This is a genomic window from Pantoea septica (genome assembly GCF_002095575.1).
GTDB classification, from domain to species: domain Bacteria; phylum Pseudomonadota; class Gammaproteobacteria; order Enterobacterales; family Enterobacteriaceae; genus Pantoea; species Pantoea septica.
In genome coordinates this window covers 25,460-40,918 of the sequence record NZ_MLJJ01000037.1, presented here as the reverse complement: position 1 = coordinate 40,918, position 15,459 = coordinate 25,460, and the positions used below count along the sequence as shown (strand labels likewise).

Sequence of the window (15,459 nt, the reverse complement as noted above, 5' to 3'; positions counted from 1 at the left end):
ACTGGGCGCTTTTTTTCGTTCAGGCAGGCTGAAATGTCTGACGTGCAGGATGAGAACCTGCGCAGGTTCGACTGAATCGCCGGGAGCGATTCAGGCTGATGCAACGCATCACCCGGAGGGCGAGGCCCGGACGGGCCGAGGCAAATCCTGCACGACCCACCAATTCAGGAAAAAGCGCCTTATGGGCGCTTTTTTTGTTTTTGTGCTGTGCCTTTATTGCAGCCACGCCATAGCATGACAGGTACAGGGGTTGCAGACCCGAAAAGCAAAGCGTCCGAGCCGGCGACAAAAACGCCGGGAGCGTTTTTGAACAACGCAGCGCGTTGGCCCGTTTACGGGCGCACCTCAAGGATGAGGTGCGTAGCCGCGAGGCCGACCCACAGGGAGGTGGGTTTCCTTTGCGATCGGGTCCGCTACCTCTGCACCGCGCACAGACCTTTCAGCGGCCGCGTCGCATCTCATACCTCACGTCGCTTTCTTTGGCTTTACCACAGCCAGATTCTCCCAGATATGCATCACCGCGTAGCTGCGCCACGGACGCCACTGCTGCGAACGCGCTTCCGCTTCGGCGGGCTTCAGGCCGCCCAGATTATTACGAATGGCGATGTCTTCCTTGGGGAACGCGTCTGGCCAGCGCAGGGCGCGCATCGCGATATAGTGCGCCGTCCAGGGACCAATTCCCGGCAGCGCCACCAGCTGCTTCATCACCGTCTCCGGCGACTGCGTGGCGTTAAAGCGCAGCGAGCCTCCGGCGCACGCCTGCGCAAAGGCGATGATGGCGCGTGAACGCGCGCTCACGATGCCGAGCGGCGCAACGTCATCCACCGTCAGGCCGGCGACGCGCTCTGGCAGCGCGGCGTAACGCGTCAAATCGGAAAAGGGCGTCACGCAGGGCTCGCCAAAGGCGGCGGCGAAACGGCTGCTCACGGTGGTCGCGGCCTTCACCGTCACCTGCTGACCGATAATGGCGCGCACGCCAAGCTCAAAGGCGTCGAATGCGCCCGGCACGCGCAATCCCGGGTTGCGCGCCAGGCTCGGCGCCAGCAGCGCATCCTGCGCCAGCCGCGCGGCGATAAGCTGAGGCTGCGCGTTAAGATCGAACAGATCGCGCAGGCGGCGCAGCAGCAGCGGCAGCACCGGCGTCAGTGAAGTGGAAAACGTCAGCTGCAGCGCGTGCTTCTGCGGCAGATGCGACACGCTAACCCAGCCGCGGCAGCGGCCCAGCGCCACGGTGCGCCGGTAAGCGTCATCCTGCACCGCCTCGACCTCTTTCATCAGGTGGGTCTGCAAAAAAGCCAGCATCGCCTCCCAGTCGTACGGCGGACGATAGACCATCAGCAGGGTAGTGCTGTCGCCCGGCTGCGCGCGCGTCGAGGCGCTGGCCCCCTTGCGCAGCGCGCTCGGCGTCATGCGGTAGCGCGCCTGAAACACATCGTTAAAGCGGCGCAGGCTGCTAAAGCCGCTGGCGTAGGCGACATCCGTCACCGGCAGCTGCGTTTCCGTCAGCAGCTGCTTCGCCAGCAGCATGCGCCGCGTCTGTTTCAGCTCCAGCGGCGACACCCCGAGCTCCTGCTGCACGATGCGGCGCAGCTGGCGCAGGCTGACGCCAAACTCGGCGGCAATCGCCTCCAGCCCTTCGCTCTCCTCCAGCATGCCCTCCTCGATGCGCTGAATCAGCCTGTCCGCCACGCGATGAGGCTGATCGACCGGCGCGTTGCCCGGCGCAAGCTCGGGGCGACAGCGCAAACAGGGGCGGAAGTGGGCCTTCTCCGCCGCTTCGGCGCTGGCGAAAAACAGACAGTTCTTCTGCTGCGGCGCTTTCACCGGGCAGATGGGGCGACAGTAAATGCCGGTCGAGGTGACTCCGACGAAAAACACCCCGTCAAAACGGGTATCGCGCGAGGTTAGCGCCTGGTAAGCAATCTCAGGATCGAACATGGGGACTCCTGCAAATAAACAGAGCCTATACCCGCTTTCTGATGCAGACTCGCTGTTTTCGGACAGCAAAGCAGTTTAGTCTGATGGCCGAAAACGGCCAGCGCGCAGTGGCCAAAATGCGACAATAGCGGATGTCTCAAACAGGGAGAACGGCATCATGTATCACTACAAACTTGTCTCCACGCCGGTGGGCGAACTGAAACTGGTGGCGAGCGATCGCGGACTCGCAGGCATACTCTGGAAAAACGACGACCCGCACGGCGCGCGCTTTCTGCCGCAGACGCGCGACGAGTCGCATCCGATTCTGATTGAGGCGGAGCGCCAGCTGCGGGAGTACTTTGCCGGCGAGCGCCGCTGCTTCACGCTGCCGCTCGATTTCGTCGGCACCGAGTTTCAGAAAAAAGTGTGGAACGCGCTGGTGGCGATCCCCTTCGGCGAAACCCGCAGCTACAGCGAAATCGCGCGCCAGATCGGCCATCCGCAGGCGGTGCGCGCGGTCGGCGCGGCGAACGGCAGAAATCCGATCTCTATCGTCGCGCCTTGCCATCGCGTCATCGGCGCCAACGGCAAACTGACCGGTTTTGCCGGCGGTCTGGAGGTCAAAGCCTTTCTGCTCGATCTGGAAATGCCGCAAAAGGCGGTCGTGCTGCCGCTGTTCGCCGAGGAGCCTTCGCCGCCGCGCGCATAAAAAAGAGCACGACACCGCCGCATGTTTCCGCTATCGTGTTTAGCATATAAAACACGATGGCGGAATGGACGTCAGTTTTCGCCATCATTAGCGATTTTCGTTCATTTGATAAAACGAGAGCGGTGTGATGAGTGCTTTATTCGATACAGAGAGCGCGGCCTGGCCCTTTCCCGCGAAACCCGCCCGCCTCAGCGGCGACGAAAAAGAATTTTACCTGAGTAAAATCAAACGCCTGTTAAAAGAGCGCGATGCGGTTATCGTGGCGCATTACTATACCGACCCGGAAATCCAGGCGCTGGCGGAAGAGACCGGCGGCTGCGTGGCGGACTCGCTGGAGATGGCGCGCTTCGGCAGCGCGCATCCGGCGTCGACGCTGCTGGTGGCGGGCGTGCGTTTTATGGGCGAAACCGCCAAAATTCTCAGCCCGGAGAAAACCGTGCTGATGCCAACGCTGCAGGCGGAATGCTCGCTCGATCTCGGCTGCCCCCCCGACGCATTCAACGCCTTCTGCGACGCCCATCCCGACCGCACCGTGGTGGTCTACGCCAACACCTCGGCGGCGGTCAAAGCGCGCGCCGACTGGGTGGTCACCTCCAGCATCGCGGTAGAGCTGATAGACCATCTCGACAGCCTGGGCGAAAAAATCATCTGGGCGCCGGATCGCCATCTCGGCCGCTACGTCACGCAGAAAACCGGCGCGGACGTGCTCTGCTGGCAGGGCGCCTGCATCGTGCATGACGAATTCAAAACGCAGGCGCTGCTGCGTATGAAAGCGCTCTATCCCGACGCGGCGGTGCTGGTGCATCCTGAATCGCCGCAGGCGGTGGTCGATCTTGCCGACGCGGTCGGCTCCACCAGCCAGCTGATTCAGGCGGCGCAGCAGCTGCCGCATCCGCAGATGATCGTGGCGACCGATCGCGGCATCTTCTACAAAATGCAGCAGGCGGTGCCGGAAAAAACGCTGCTGGAAGCGCCGACCGCAGGCGAAGGGGCGACCTGCCGCAGCTGCGCGCACTGCCCGTGGATGGCGATGAACGGCCTGAAGGCGATTGCCGAAGGGCTGGAGCAGGGCGGCGAGCAGCATGAAATAGAGGTTGATGCCGCGCTGCGCGAGGCGGCATTATTGCCGCTCAACCGCATGCTCTCTTTCGCTGCGGATCTCAAACTGAAGGTAAAAGGGAACGCCTGAGGAACCGATGATGGATTTTTTCAGCACAAGCAATATCCTGGTCCATATCCCGATCGGCGCGGGCGGCTACGATCTTTCGTGGATTGAAGCCATCGGCACGCTGGCGGGGCTGCTCTGCATCTGGCTCGCCAGCCTGGAGAAAGTGATCAACTATCCGTTCGGCCTGATCAACGTCACGCTGTTCGCCGCCATCTTCTTCCAGATTCAGCTCTACGCCAGCCTGCTGCTGCAGCTCTTCTTTTTCGTCGCCAACGTCTATGGCTGGTACGCCTGGAGCCGACAAACCGACGATCGCCAGGCGGCGCTGAAAATTCGCTGGCTGCCGCTGCCGAAGGCGCTGGGGTGGGGCGCGGTCTGCGTTATCGCTATTGCGCTGATGACGCGCTATATCGATCCGGTCTTCGCCTTCCTGACGCAGATCGCCGTGTCGCTGATGAACGCGCTCGGCCTGCAGGTGACGATGCCGACGCTGCAGCCCGACGCCTTCCCGTTCTGGGACGCCAGCATGATGGTGCTCTCCATCGTGGCGATGATCCTGATGACGCGTAAATATGTCGAGAACTGGCTGCTGTGGGTGGTTATCGACGTCATCAGCGTGATGATTTTCGCGCGCCAGGGCGTCTACGCCATGGCGCTGGAATATGTCATCCTGACGCTGATCGCCCTTAACGGATCGCGAATGTGGATACAGAGCGCGCGCCAGCACGGCTCGCGCGCGCTGGCGCGTCAGTGATGATGCGCCTCTTCGCCGTGATGATGAGGGTGATGCGCCGTCGCTGAGCCGCCGTCGAAGCCCAGCTCGCAGTCGGGCGTGGCGCACGGCTGATACTCCATCTGCACCGTGGCGTGGCCAATCTGATACTTCTGGTGCAAATAGCGGTGGATACGCTGCAGCAGCGCATCGTGGTCATACGGCGGGATCACGTGCACATGCAGCGTCACCACAGGCTTTTCGCCAACCTGCCAGACGTGCACATGGTGCACATTGCGCACTTCCGGAATATTCAGCGTCAGGTCGCGCGCCAGCTTCTCCACGTTAATCACTTCCGGCGCGCCTTCCAGCAGCTCGTGCAGGCTCTCGCGCAGCAGCGACCAGGCGCTGCGCAGCACCAGCAGCGACACCAGCAGCGACAGAATCGGATCAATGGGCGTCCAGCCGGTATAGAGGATAACCAGCGCGGCGACAATCGCCCCAACCGAACCCAGCAGGTCGCCCATAACGTGCAGCGCGGCGGCGCGCACGTTGAGATTCTTCTCTTCGCTGCCGTGGTGCAGCAGCCAGAACGACAGCATATTGGCCAGCAGGCCCGCGATCGCGATGCCGAGCATCAAACCGCCGGTCACCGGCTGCGGCTGATAAAAGCGACGCAGCGCCTCCCAGACGATCAGCGCGGTGATCACCAGCAGGGCGATGGCGTTGACGAAGGCCGCCAGCGTGGTAAGACGCAGCAGCCCGAAGGTATGACGGGCGTTGGGTTTGCGCTGGGCGAACTGCACCGCCAGCAGCGCCATCAGCAGCGCGGCGGCGTCGGTAAGCATGTGCCCGGCATCGGCCAGCAGCGCCAGCGAGCCGGAGATCCAGCCGCCGACCGCCTCCGCCAGCATAAAGATTGCCGTAACGGCGAAAGCGGCCGCGAGGCGTTTGCGATTGCCCGCCGGCGCGCTGTGAGCGTGGTTATGAGCCATAAGAGTCCAGTTTTATCAGTAACCTGTTGGTGAGTAATAGTAGCAAATCCCATTCGTCCGGCGCGTCCTGCTGCGCTTTGGCCCGATCCGACAGTCGCTGGCTGAGTTCGGCGCCTTGCTCCAGACCGATAAGCAGCCAGCTTCCCTTCATGCGGTGCGCCGCTTCCGCCAGCTGCGGCCAGTCGCGCGCCGCGCGCGCCGCCGTGATGCGCGCCACGTCGTTGTTCAGCGCGTCGCGCAGGGTGCGGCTGAGCCGCGCCAGAAACTTCTCGCTCCTCTGCGCCAGCTGGCGCAGGTTGTCATCCAGCGCCGCCAGCGGATCCTGATCGAAATGCGCCAGCAGCGCGGCGAGATCGCTGAGCTGCACCGGCTTAATCAGCACGCGCTCGTTCGCCTGTAGCGGCAGGCTGAGCAGCTGCGCGTCGGCGGAACAGAGCACCCGCATCGCCGTTCGCTGACGCTGACGATCGCGCCGGCGCAGCAGCCGCAGCAGCAGCTGGCCGTCCGGCCGCGGCATCATCTGATCGATAAACAGCAGATCGTAGGGCCGTTCGGCATCCGCGCGGAGCAGGGCGCGCCCGTCGGCAAAGCAGTCCGCCTCGACGGCGAAGCGCGCCAGCTGCTGCTGCAACACCATCAGGTTGGCCGGATGATCGTCGACGATGGCGCAGCGCAGCGCGGCGTAGCGCGGCAGCACGGCGCTCTCCTGCGGCGCGGCCTCGCAGCGCGCCAGCGGCAGCGTCACCGTGACGTCGGTGCCGCGGCCGGGCTGCGAGCGCAGCGCGATATCGCCGCCCATACGCTGCACTATCTCCCGGCAGATAAACAGGCCGAGACCGCTGCCCTGCACCGACACCTTCTTGCCCGACGGCGCCTGGTACCAGGGATCGAACAGCTTGGGCTGCTCTTCCGGCGGAATGCCGCTGCCGCTGTCGCGCAGGGTGAAGATCAGCTGTTCATCGGCGGCGAGCGTCAGGCGTATCTCGCCCTGAGCGGTAAACTTCAGGGCGTTGGTCATCAGGTTGTTGATGACCTGCTGCAGCCGATCAGCGTCGATCAGCACGCGCTCCGGCAGCGGCGTCAGCGCCTCGACGATCAGCGTCGGACCGCCGGCGCGCATCAGCGGATGATAAAAGCGCTGCTGCTGCGCCAGCCAGGCCTCCAGCGCCAGCGGACGCGGCGCGAGGGTAAAGCTGTTGCTCTCGATGCGCGCGTGATCCTGCAGATCGTTCAGCAGCGTCAGCAGCGAGCGGGCGCTGCTGTAGACCAGAGACAGGTTGGCGGAGCGCGCTTTTTCCAGCTCCAGCAAGCCGAGGATCGCCTGCATCGGCGTGCGCAGTTCATGACTGACGGTAGCCAGGAACTGGCTCTTCATCGCGTTGGCGCGCTCGGCCTGCTGGCGCTGGAGACGTTCGCGCCGCTGCTGCCAGTAGCGGCGCGCCAGCAGCAGCAGCAGCACGACGATGGCCGCGCCCGCCGCGGCCAGCACCAGCTGGGGCAGCGCGCGCATCGTCATTGCATTGCCCGGCTGCGGCGGCGTCAGCCAGCCGTCGCGCATCTGCCGCTGGGTATCGACGGGAATTTGCTGCAGCGCGCGGTTGATCAGCGGACGCAGCAGCGGCTGGTCAGCGGCGACGCCCAGCGCTACCGGCCAGGCGATATCGCTGGCGGCGAAGGCGAGGCGCAGCCGATCGCCGTAGCGCGCGGCGATGCGCCAGCGCGCCGACAGCACGTTATCGACCAGCGCGTCGATCTGTCCGTTCGCCAGCGCCTCATACAGGCTGGCGCGATCGGCAAATACCTGCGGGGTCACCTCGGGGGGCAGCAGCCGCGTCGCGACGTCGTCGCGCAGCATGCCGACCCGCTTGCCCGCCAGATCGTGCCAGCGGCTGAAGCTGGCGTCGCGCCGGCTGTAGATGCCCCACAGGGCGCGCCAGACCGGCAGCGTGGCGTTCTGCGCCGCGTCGCCGCTGAGCGGCAGCGTCAGTCGCAGCATCACCTGCCGCTGCGCCAGCAGTTCGTCCGCCTGCTGCGGGCCGGCGACCCAGCGCGGCGCGAAGCGCACGCCGCTGCTCTGCGCGATGGCGTTCAGCAGATCGACGCTGTAGCCGCGCGCCGCGCCGTTGCCGTCACGGTAGCTCCAGGGGGCGTTGTCGCTCTCCGCGGCGTAGTAGATCACCGGATGGGCGCTCAGCCAGGCGCGCTCTGCCGCGCTCAGCATCAGGGTTTGCGTATCCTGATAGCGCGGCAGCGGGGCGCTCCAGCGCGACTGCAGGGTGGTTGCCAGCTCGGCGGGCAGCTGGCGCAGGCTCTGGTTCAGCCAGTGGATGAGCGCGGCGTCGCGCGCAAAGGCGCGCAGCGTCAGCTGGCCGACATCCAGCTGCGAAGCGATCTGATAGATTTCGCCCTGCTGCAGCTGGCTGAGCAGAAAGCTGGCGCTGATCTCATCCGCCACCACATAGTCGTTTTGCTGATTAAGCAGCGTCGAAATCGCCTGCAGGTCGTTGCTGTAGGTGCGCCAGCGGTGCTTTTGCGCCACCGACGCCGGCAGCTGGGCCAGCGTGACCTGGCTAATGGCGAGCTGCGCGTTCTCGCTGTTGAACATCACGGCGCGCGCGTTGCGCTGGCTGCGATAGATGCGCAAGGGACTGCTGAACCAGCTTTCGCTGTGCAGCACGCCCGCCGGCAGCGGGTTCGGCAGTGCGCCCAGCGCAAAATCGATCTGGCCGCTCTGCAGCGCCGCCATCAGCTGCGCACGATCGGCGAACAGCCTGAGGGTGAACCGGGCGCCGGTAAGCTGATGCAGCGCGGCCAGCGCGTCGGCGTCAAGGCCGTAGAGCTCGTCGCCGACGCGCATCGTCCAGGGGGCGTTGCTCTCCTCCAGCAGACCGACCTGCAGCGTTTTGCCCTGCATCGCATCGGCGCCGCTGACCGGCATCATCATCGGCAGATCCAGGCTGCTGACCGGCCGCAGCTCGGCCCGGGCCAGCGTAGCCGTCAGAGCAAGCAACAGCAGCAGCAGGAATCGCCTCACTGCTGCGCTTTCCACAGATCGGCCAGCTCCACCACGGAGCGCGCGCCGGTTTTTTCCAGAATGTTCTTTTTATGGGTGCTGACGGTTTTGTTGCTGATATGCAGCTGCTCGGCGATCTGCAGATTCGAGAGGCCAGTTGCCAGCAGCGCCAGCACCTGCTGCTCTTTGCTGGTGAGCGGCAGGGTGGAGGCGTTCACCTCAGGCGGGAAGGCGGACTGACCGCCCAGCACCGCAAGGATCGCGCTCAGCAGCTGCTCCATTCGCTGGCTTTTGACCACGTAGCCCGCCGCGCCCAGCGCCTGCGCGCTGCGCACATAGTGGCTGCCCTGCTGCGCCGAATAGATCAGCACGGGAATCTGCGGGAAGTGGATTTTGAGGCGACGCAGGATTTCCAGCCCGTCGCCGTCCGGCAGGCCGATATCCAGCACGATAATGTCGGTAGGCTGCGTCAGCAGCTGACGCGCCTGCTGTTCGCTGGCGGCGGAACGTAAAAGGATAGGAAAGGGGGCGCGATCGAGCGCGGCTTCCAGCGCCACTTCGACCAGCGGGTGATCGTCTATTAACAACAGCGAGGCCATGAACGTTTCCTGACAGAATTCATCGCCCCAGCATAGCGGAAGTTAACGCAGAGAAAAATAATGGAGAGCCGAAGCTCTCCAGAAGATATTACTGCGAGGTGCCGTCGGTCTTGCGGTCTACCGTGCCGCCGCCCTCTTTGGTTTGCACCTTGCTGTTAATATCCGGGCATTTGCCGTCTTTACACTGGCTATTCTGGTCCATCTCATTGGCGGACATATTGCTGCCGCTGGTGGTGCCGCCGTTAGCCGCAGGATTCGTATTGGTGTCGGTATTATTGATTTTGCTGTTGTCGACGTTGTTCGGCGGCAGATTCTGTTTCGCGCCGCCCGCCGCCGCGCCTGCTTCAGCCGCCTGGTTAGCCGTACCATTATTGTCGGCCATTGCCGCGCCGCTGCCTAAAGTCATTGCTGCCGTCAGAAAGATAATTGCAAACTTATTCATCATTATGCTCCTGTAATCAATGATAGCTGCTGTTTTGAACCCGATGGTGCAGTTTGACGCAAAGAAGTTCCGGCGAAATTTAATTTCACCCAAAGGTCGTCCGGAAGGGATAAATAATGTAAGCGAAGCGTTCCTCAGTGCTTACATATAAAAGCCTAGTTGAGAACCCTATAAATGCAAATCTCACGCATGCATTTAAGAGGCGCCCTGAATTTACACTCCGGACGCAACGGGATAAATTGGACGGGTTGTGCCCGACGCGCGTTGGGCCAGGAATAAATGGAATGATTTATGAATTACCAGAATGATGATTTACGTATTCGGGATATTAAAGAGCTGTTGCCGCCCGTTGCGCTGCTGGAAAAGTTTCCCGCTACCGATAATGCCGCGCGCACCGTTGCTCGCGCGCGTGACGCTATCCATCAGATTTTGCAGGGCGAGGACGATCGTCTGCTGGTGGTGATCGGCCCCTGTTCGATTCACGATCCGCAGGCGGCGAAAGAGTACGCTTCGCGCCTGCTGAAGCTGCGCGACGAGCTGAAAGACGAGCTGGAAGTGGTGATGCGCGTCTATTTTGAAAAGCCGCGCACCACCGTCGGCTGGAAAGGACTGATCAACGATCCCTACATGGACGGCAGCTTCCAGCTGAACGACGGGCTGCGTCTGGCGCGCCAGCTGCTGCTGGAGATCAACGACAGCGGCCTGCCAGCGGCGGGCGAGTTTCTCGATATGATTACGCCGCAGTATGTGGCGGACCTGATGAGCTGGGGCGCTATCGGCGCACGCACCACCGAGTCGCAGGTGCATCGCGAGCTGGCGTCAGGGCTCTCCTGTCCGGTCGGCTTCAAGAACGGCACCGACGGCACCATCAAGGTGGCGATCGACGCCATCAACGCCGCCGGTTCTCCGCACTGTTTCCTGTCGGTGACCAAATATGGTCATTCGGCGATTGTCGAAACCAGCGGCAATGCGGACTGCCATATTATTCTGCGCGGCGGCAAAGAGCCGAACTACAGCGCGCAGCACGTCAGCGCGGTGAAAACCGGGCTGGAGAAGGCGGGTCTGCCGCCGCAGGTGATGATCGACTTCAGCCACGCCAACAGCAGCAAGCAGTATCAGAAGCAGCTGGAGGTGGCAGATGACGTGGCGGCGCAGATTTCTGGCGGCGAGCGCGGCATTATCGGCGTGATGATCGAGAGCCATCTGGTCGAGGGCAACCAGAGCCTGGAGAGCGGCGAGCCGCTGGTCTACGGCAAGAGCATTACCGACGCCTGCATCGGCTGGAGCGACACCGACAAGGTGCTGCGCCAGCTGGCTGCCGCCGTGAAGCAGCGCCGCGGCTAATTAACAGCGGTGGAGATGCTGGAAACGCGAACGGCATAAATCGAAGAGCAAAGCGTCACGCGCCAGGGACGGCGCGTGCCGAGCTGGCAGGGATGCCGTCTTTTGCGTCTTTGCGATCGGTTTATGCCGTTCGCGTCAGCGCCCCGATCCGCAGCCATAAAAAAGGCCAGACAATGTCTGGCCTTTTTGCATTTCAGCTCACGCTTACTTTGCTTTACCCTGGTTAGCGACGGCGGCGGCTTTCGCTGCGATTTCGTCGGCATCGCCCAGATAGTAGTGTTTGATCGGTTTGAAATTCTCGTCGAACTCATACACCAGCGGCACGCCGGTCGGGATGTTCAGCTCAAGGATCTCATCTTCGCTCATGTTGTCGAGGTATTTCACCAGCGCGCGCAGCGAGTTGCCGTGTGCGGCGATGATCACTTTCTCGCCGCTCTTGATGCGCGGCAGAATGCTCTCGTTCCAGTAAGGGATAACGCGATCGATCGTCAGCGCCAGGCTCTCGGTGGTCGGCAGCTGCTCAGCGCTCAGCTTCGCATAGCGCGGGTCGTGGCCAGGGAAACGCTCGTCGTTGCGATCCAGCTCCGGCGGCGTAACCGCGAAGCCGCGACGCCACTGTTTCACCTGGTCGTCGCCATATTTGGCCGCGGTTTCCGCTTTATCCAGCCCCTGCAGCGCGCCGTAGTGACGCTCGTTCAGACGCCAGGATTTTTCTACCGGCAGCCAGGCCTGATCCAGCTCATCAAGAACATTCCACAGAGTGTGAATGGCGCGTTTCAGCACGGAGGTGTAAGCGAAATCAAAGACGAAACCTTCTTTTTTCAGCAGCTGACCGGCTGCTTTGGCTTCGGTGCGACCTTTATCAGAAAGATCCACGTCATACCATCCGGTGAAGCGGTTTTCCTGGTTCCACTGACTTTCGCCGTGGCGGACCAGAACCAGCTTAGTTACGGCCATAGTTAACTCCTTAACTCTTTGATGTTTCTACGATAATGGAAACCTTGCTGCAACCAACCCGACGCGCGCGCCCGGCGGCACATGGATAGCGCCATACCATAGCGGAAAACGGCGCAGGGTGTAAGCCTGTCGGCGACACACTGCGCGTTTTTCAGGCGGCTCAGCGCGGCGTGAAGCGGTAGCGCGTCACCGACTCCCAGCGCTCGCCCGGCTGCAGCCAGCATGAGGGCTGTGGCCACTCAGGATGATTCGGCGAATCGGGTAAAAATTCGCTCTCCAGCGCAATGCCCTGGAAAGCAGTATAGCTTTCCTGTTCGCGCGCGCGCGTTCCCGCCAGATAGTTGCCGGTATAGAACTGCAGCGCGGGCGCGGCGGTGGTCACGGTCAGCTGCAGTTCGCCGTCGGCGGACCAGAGATGCGCGGCTGGCTGGCTGGCGTCACCGGCGCTGTCGAGCAGAAAAGCGTGATCGTATCCTTTCACTGCCTGCTGGTCGGCATCGGCGAGAAAATCCTGCGCCACAATCTTGCCCGCGCGAAAATCGAAGCTGGTGCCCGCCACCGCTTTCAGCGGCGCGTTGGGAATACCGTCGCTGTCGACAGGCAGATAGTGTTCGGCCAGCAGTTGTAAGCGATGCTGGCGCGCGTCGCCATGATGCGCATCAAGATTAAAGTAGGCGTGGTTGGTCAGGTTGACCGGACAGGGCCGATCGACCTCCGCCTGATAGCTGATCGACAGGCAGTTGTCGTCGTCCAGCTCATAGCGCACCTGCGCCAGCAGGTTGCCGGGATAGCCCTGGTCGCCGTCCGGCGAGTCGAGCCGGTAAACCACGCTGTTCTCGCTTTGGCTGACGATCTGCCAGCGGCGCTTGTCGAAGCCCTGCGGCCCACCGTGCAGCTGATGCTCGCCCTGATTCGCCGTAAGCTGAATAGCCTGCCGCGCCAGCGTCGCCTTGCTGATGCGGTTGGCGTAACGTCCGATGGTGGCGCCGAGATAGGCGTCCTGATGCAGATAGTCGGACGGCGTGGCGCAGCCTAGCAGGGTTTCGCGCACGCTGCCGTCGCGCATCGGCACGCGCGCCGACAGCCAGGTGGCGCCCCAGTCCATAAAGGTCGCAACCATGCCGCTGGCGTTGCGCAGCACGGTAATGCGCCAGGGCTGACCGTCTGGCGCGTGTGAATTAACGTCGCTTAGCATTGGCCCGCTCCTTCTGAGGCGGTGCAAACGTAAAAGGTCTCTTTAATGCCGGTTTTCGCTTCATACTGTTCCGCCACCGCCGCTTTCACCCGATCCACCAGATCGAACGGCATCAGCGCTACCACGCAGCCGCCGAAGCCGCCACCGGTCATACGCACGCCGCCGCGATCGCCGATCTCCGCCTTGACGATCTCAACCAGCGCATCGATCGGCGGCACGGTGATTTCGAAGTCGTCGCGCATCGAGGCGTGCGACTCTGCCATCAGCTCGCCCATGCGTTTCAGGTCGCCCTTGCTCAGCGCGTCGGCCGCCTCCAGGGTACGCGCGTTCTCCGTCAGCACGTGACGCACGCGTTTCGCGACCTGCGGATCCAGCTCATGCTCCACCGCTTTGAACTGATCGATATCCACGTCGCGCAGCGCCGGCTGGGCGAAGAAGCGCGCGCCGGTTTCGCACTGCTCGCGACGCGTGTTATATTCGCTGCCCACCAGATTGCGGCGGAAATTGGAGTTGATGATCACCACCGCGACATCTTTCGGCATTGAAACCGGGCGAGTGCCAAGGGTGCGGCAGTCGAGCAGCATGGCGTGATCTTTCTTGCCCAGCGCGGAGATCAGCTGGTCCATGATGCCGCAGTTGCAGCCTACGAACTGGTTCTCCGCCTCCTGACCGTTGACGGCGATGGCCGCGCCGTCGAGCTTCAGGTGATAGAGCTGTTGAAACACGGTGCCAACCGCCACTTCCAGCGACGCCGACGAGCTGAGGCCCGCGCCCTGCGGCACGTCGCCGGCGATCACCATATCAACGCCGCCGAAGCTGGCGTCGCGCTGCTGCAGGTGTTTCACCACGCCGCGCACGTAGTTGGCCCACATCGGCTCTTTCACGCTGAGGATCGGCGCGTCGAGCGAGAAGCTGTCCTGCTGATTATCGTAATCCACCGCCACGACGCGCACCTGACGATCGTCGCGTTTCGCGCAGGCGATAACGGTCTGATAGTCGATGGCGCACGGCAGCACGAAGCCGTCATTGTAATCGGTATGTTCGCCAATCAGGTTTACGCGGCCCGGCGCCTGAATGGTATGGGTCGGGGCATAGCCGAAGGTCTCGTTGAAAATCTGCTGCGTGGTGGTTTTTAACATTGTTGTGCCTCGCGGAAATGAATATCGCTAACGGCGCGCAGACGTTCTGCCGCCTGTTCCGCCGTTAAATCGCGTTGGGTTTCAGCCAGCATTTCGTAGCCGACCATAAATTTGCGAACCGTCGCCGAGCGCAGCAGCGGCGGGTAGAAGTGCGCGTGCAGCTGCCAGTGATCGTTTTCTTCGCCGTTGAACGGCGCGCCGTGCCAGCCCATGGAGTAGGGGAAAGAGCACTGAAACAGGTTGTCGTAGCGGCTGGTCAGCTGCTTAAGCGCTTTCGCCAGATCGGCGCTCTGCTCCGGCGAGAGATCGTTGAGGCGTTTGATATGGGCTTTCGGCAGCAGCAGCGTCTCGAACGGCCAGGCCGCCCACCAGGGCACCACCGCCAGCCAGTGTTCGGTCTCGACCACGGTGCGGCTGCCGTCGCTCAATTCGCGCGCGGCGTAGTCTATCAGCATCGGCGAGCCGTGCGCGGCATAGTAGGCGCGCTGATGCTCATCTTCGCGCTGCGCTTCGTTAGGCAGAAAACTGTTAGCCCATACCTGGCCGTGCGGATGGGGATTGGAGCAGCCCATCGCCGCGCCCTTGTTTTCAAAAACCTGCACCCAGGGATAGTGCTGGCCGAGATCGGCAGTCTGCGCCTGCCAGGTTTTTACCACCTCTTCCAGCGCGGGCAGCGACATTTCCGGCAGCGTTTTGCTGTGGTCGGGCGAGAAGCAGATCACCCGGCTGGTGCCGCGCGCGCTTTCGCAGCGCATCAGCACGTCGCTGCTCTCCGGCGCTTCCGGCGTATCGGTCATGAGCGCGGCGAAATCGTTAGTGAAAACGTAAGTGCCTTTATAATCAGGGTTTTTGTCGCCGGTGACGCGCGTGTTGCCCGCGCAGAGGAAACAGTCAGGATCGTGCGCCGGCAGCTTCTCTTGCGAAGGGGTTTCCTGCGCGCCCTGCCAGGGACGTTTGGCACGGTGAGGCGAAACGAGAATCCACTGATCGATCAGCGGATTGTAACGGCGATGCGGATGATCGACCGGGTTAAATTTTTCCATGTTGAGTCCTGGTTAACGTCAAAAAGCCAGACAGGCAGGGTTAAAAAGTAGCACATCAGCGCCCGGTAAAGCGTGATCAAGTCTGGATAAATGGAATCGTTTACACAAGCTGAAAATTCTTATTCAAAGCCTTTTCTGTATGAATGATGAGTTGAAAAGGGCTAAGCAATGGTAGCGGTTACATGAGGAATGCGGGCGGGAGTAAGCGGACGCCGCCAGGCGGCGT

General features: G+C 62.4%; 13 protein-coding genes and 1 other RNA gene. 5 read left to right on the top strand and 9 right to left on the bottom strand.

Annotated features, from left to right (window positions below):
• Positions 1–28: 28 nt before the first annotated feature.
• Positions 29–162: non-coding RNA, RtT sRNA (locus HA46_RS17070), on the top strand.
• Between the two features lie 303 nt (positions 163–465).
• Here HA46_RS17070 and HA46_RS17065 read toward each other — a convergent pair.
• Positions 466–1,938 (bottom strand): AlkA N-terminal domain-containing protein, encoded by a 1,473-nt coding sequence (locus HA46_RS17065; RefSeq protein ID WP_033789034.1) that lies wholly within the window; start codon positions 1,936–1,938, stop codon positions 466–468.
• 157 nt (positions 1,939–2,095) lie between these two features.
• On the opposite strand from HA46_RS17065, the gene HA46_RS17060 reads away from it, so the two are divergent.
• The 3 genes from HA46_RS17060 to pnuC all read left to right on the top strand — a co-directional run bounded on the left by HA46_RS17060 (position 2,096) and on the right by pnuC (position 4,548).
• Positions 2,096–2,626, top strand: a complete 531-nt coding sequence (locus HA46_RS17060; protein ID WP_033789036.1) for a methylated-DNA--[protein]-cysteine S-methyltransferase — start codon at positions 2,096–2,098, stop codon at positions 2,624–2,626.
• A 127-nt stretch (positions 2,627–2,753) separates the two neighbouring features.
• Complete coding sequence (gene nadA, locus HA46_RS17055; protein ID WP_084885606.1) at positions 2,754–3,815, top strand: quinolinate synthase NadA; 1,062 nt, start codon at positions 2,754–2,756, stop codon at positions 3,813–3,815.
• Positions 3,816–3,825: 10 nt separating this feature from the next.
• A complete protein-coding gene (pnuC, locus tag HA46_RS17050; protein WP_033789040.1) occupies positions 3,826–4,548 on the top strand; it encodes a nicotinamide riboside transporter PnuC in 723 nt (240 codons plus the stop codon).
• Here the strand turns inward: pnuC and zitB are convergent.
• From zitB to HA46_RS17030, 4 genes are all read right to left on the bottom strand, one after another.
• Entirely contained in the window at positions 4,542–5,501 is a 960-nt protein-coding gene (zitB, locus tag HA46_RS17045) for a CDF family zinc transporter ZitB (RefSeq protein ID WP_033789042.1), read from the bottom strand. The genes pnuC and zitB overlap by 7 nt on opposite strands.
• The gene (locus HA46_RS17040; RefSeq protein WP_084885604.1) at positions 5,491–8,550 is read right to left on the bottom strand and encodes a hybrid sensor histidine kinase/response regulator; all 3,060 of its coding nucleotides are present in this window, start codon (positions 8,548–8,550) and stop codon (positions 5,491–5,493) included. Before HA46_RS17040 ends, zitB begins: the two co-directional genes overlap by 11 nt.
• A complete protein-coding gene (locus tag HA46_RS17035) occupies positions 8,532–9,113 on the bottom strand; it encodes a response regulator transcription factor (RefSeq protein ID WP_084885601.1) in 582 nt (193 codons plus the stop codon). Before HA46_RS17035 ends, HA46_RS17040 begins: the two co-directional genes overlap by 19 nt.
• Before the next feature lie 88 nt (positions 9,114–9,201).
• Complete coding sequence (locus HA46_RS17030) at positions 9,202–9,558, bottom strand: YbgS-like family protein (RefSeq protein ID WP_033789047.1); 357 nt, start codon at positions 9,556–9,558, stop codon at positions 9,202–9,204.
• Between the two features lie 288 nt (positions 9,559–9,846).
• Here HA46_RS17030 and aroG point away from each other — a divergent pair, with 288 nt between their 5' ends.
• Entirely contained in the window at positions 9,847–10,899 is a 1,053-nt protein-coding gene (gene aroG, locus HA46_RS17025; RefSeq protein WP_084885598.1) for a 3-deoxy-7-phosphoheptulonate synthase AroG, read from the top strand.
• Between the two features lie 204 nt (positions 10,900–11,103).
• Here aroG and gpmA read toward each other — a convergent pair whose 3' ends face one another.
• The 4 genes from gpmA to galT all read right to left on the bottom strand — a co-directional run bounded on the left by gpmA (position 11,104) and on the right by galT (position 15,233).
• Positions 11,104–11,856 carry a 2,3-diphosphoglycerate-dependent phosphoglycerate mutase gene (gpmA, locus tag HA46_RS17020; RefSeq protein WP_033751646.1) on the bottom strand — a complete coding sequence of 251 codons (753 nt, stop codon included), beginning with the start codon at positions 11,854–11,856 and terminating at the stop codon, positions 11,104–11,106.
• A gap of 160 nt (positions 11,857–12,016) precedes the next feature.
• Positions 12,017–13,051: a galactose-1-epimerase gene (gene galM / locus HA46_RS17015; RefSeq protein ID WP_084885595.1), complete on the bottom strand. Its 1,035-nt coding sequence runs from the start codon at positions 13,049–13,051 to the stop codon at positions 12,017–12,019.
• Positions 13,045–14,190 (bottom strand): galactokinase, encoded by a 1,146-nt coding sequence (galK, locus tag HA46_RS17010; protein WP_033789052.1) that lies wholly within the window; start codon positions 14,188–14,190, stop codon positions 13,045–13,047. Before galK ends, galM begins: the two co-directional genes overlap by 7 nt.
• Entirely contained in the window at positions 14,184–15,233 is a 1,050-nt protein-coding gene (gene galT, locus HA46_RS17005) for a galactose-1-phosphate uridylyltransferase (RefSeq protein ID WP_084885592.1), read from the bottom strand. The genes galK and galT overlap by 7 nt, the downstream gene beginning before the upstream one ends.
• Positions 15,234–15,459: the final 226 nt, after the last annotated feature.

Bases quoted from the DNA above. Each gene is read 5' to 3' on its own strand.
- HA46_RS17065 (WP_033789034.1), bottom strand. From the start codon at position 1,938: ATGTTCGATCCTGAGATTGCTTACCAGGCGCTAACCTCGCGCGATACC.
- HA46_RS17060 (WP_033789036.1), top strand. From the start codon at position 2,096: ATGTATCACTACAAACTTGTCTCCACGCCGGTGGGCGAACTGAAACTG.
- nadA (WP_084885606.1), top strand. From the start codon at position 2,754: ATGAGTGCTTTATTCGATACAGAGAGCGCGGCCTGGCCCTTTCCCGCG.
- pnuC (WP_033789040.1), top strand. From the start codon at position 3,826: ATGGATTTTTTCAGCACAAGCAATATCCTGGTCCATATCCCGATCGGC.
- zitB (WP_033789042.1), bottom strand. From the start codon at position 5,501: ATGGCTCATAACCACGCTCACAGCGCGCCGGCGGGCAATCGCAAACGC.
- HA46_RS17035 (WP_084885601.1), bottom strand. From the start codon at position 9,113: ATGGCCTCGCTGTTGTTAATAGACGATCACCCGCTGGTCGAAGTGGCG.
- HA46_RS17030 (WP_033789047.1), bottom strand. From the start codon at position 9,558: ATGATGAATAAGTTTGCAATTATCTTTCTGACGGCAGCAATGACTTTA.
- aroG (WP_084885598.1), top strand. From the start codon at position 9,847: ATGAATTACCAGAATGATGATTTACGTATTCGGGATATTAAAGAGCTG.
- gpmA (WP_033751646.1), bottom strand. From the start codon at position 11,856: ATGGCCGTAACTAAGCTGGTTCTGGTCCGCCACGGCGAAAGTCAGTGG.
- galM (WP_084885595.1), bottom strand. From the start codon at position 13,051: ATGCTAAGCGACGTTAATTCACACGCGCCAGACGGTCAGCCCTGGCGC.
- galK (WP_033789052.1), bottom strand. From the start codon at position 14,190: ATGTTAAAAACCACCACGCAGCAGATTTTCAACGAGACCTTCGGCTAT.
- galT (WP_084885592.1), bottom strand. From the start codon at position 15,233: ATGGAAAAATTTAACCCGGTCGATCATCCGCATCGCCGTTACAATCCG.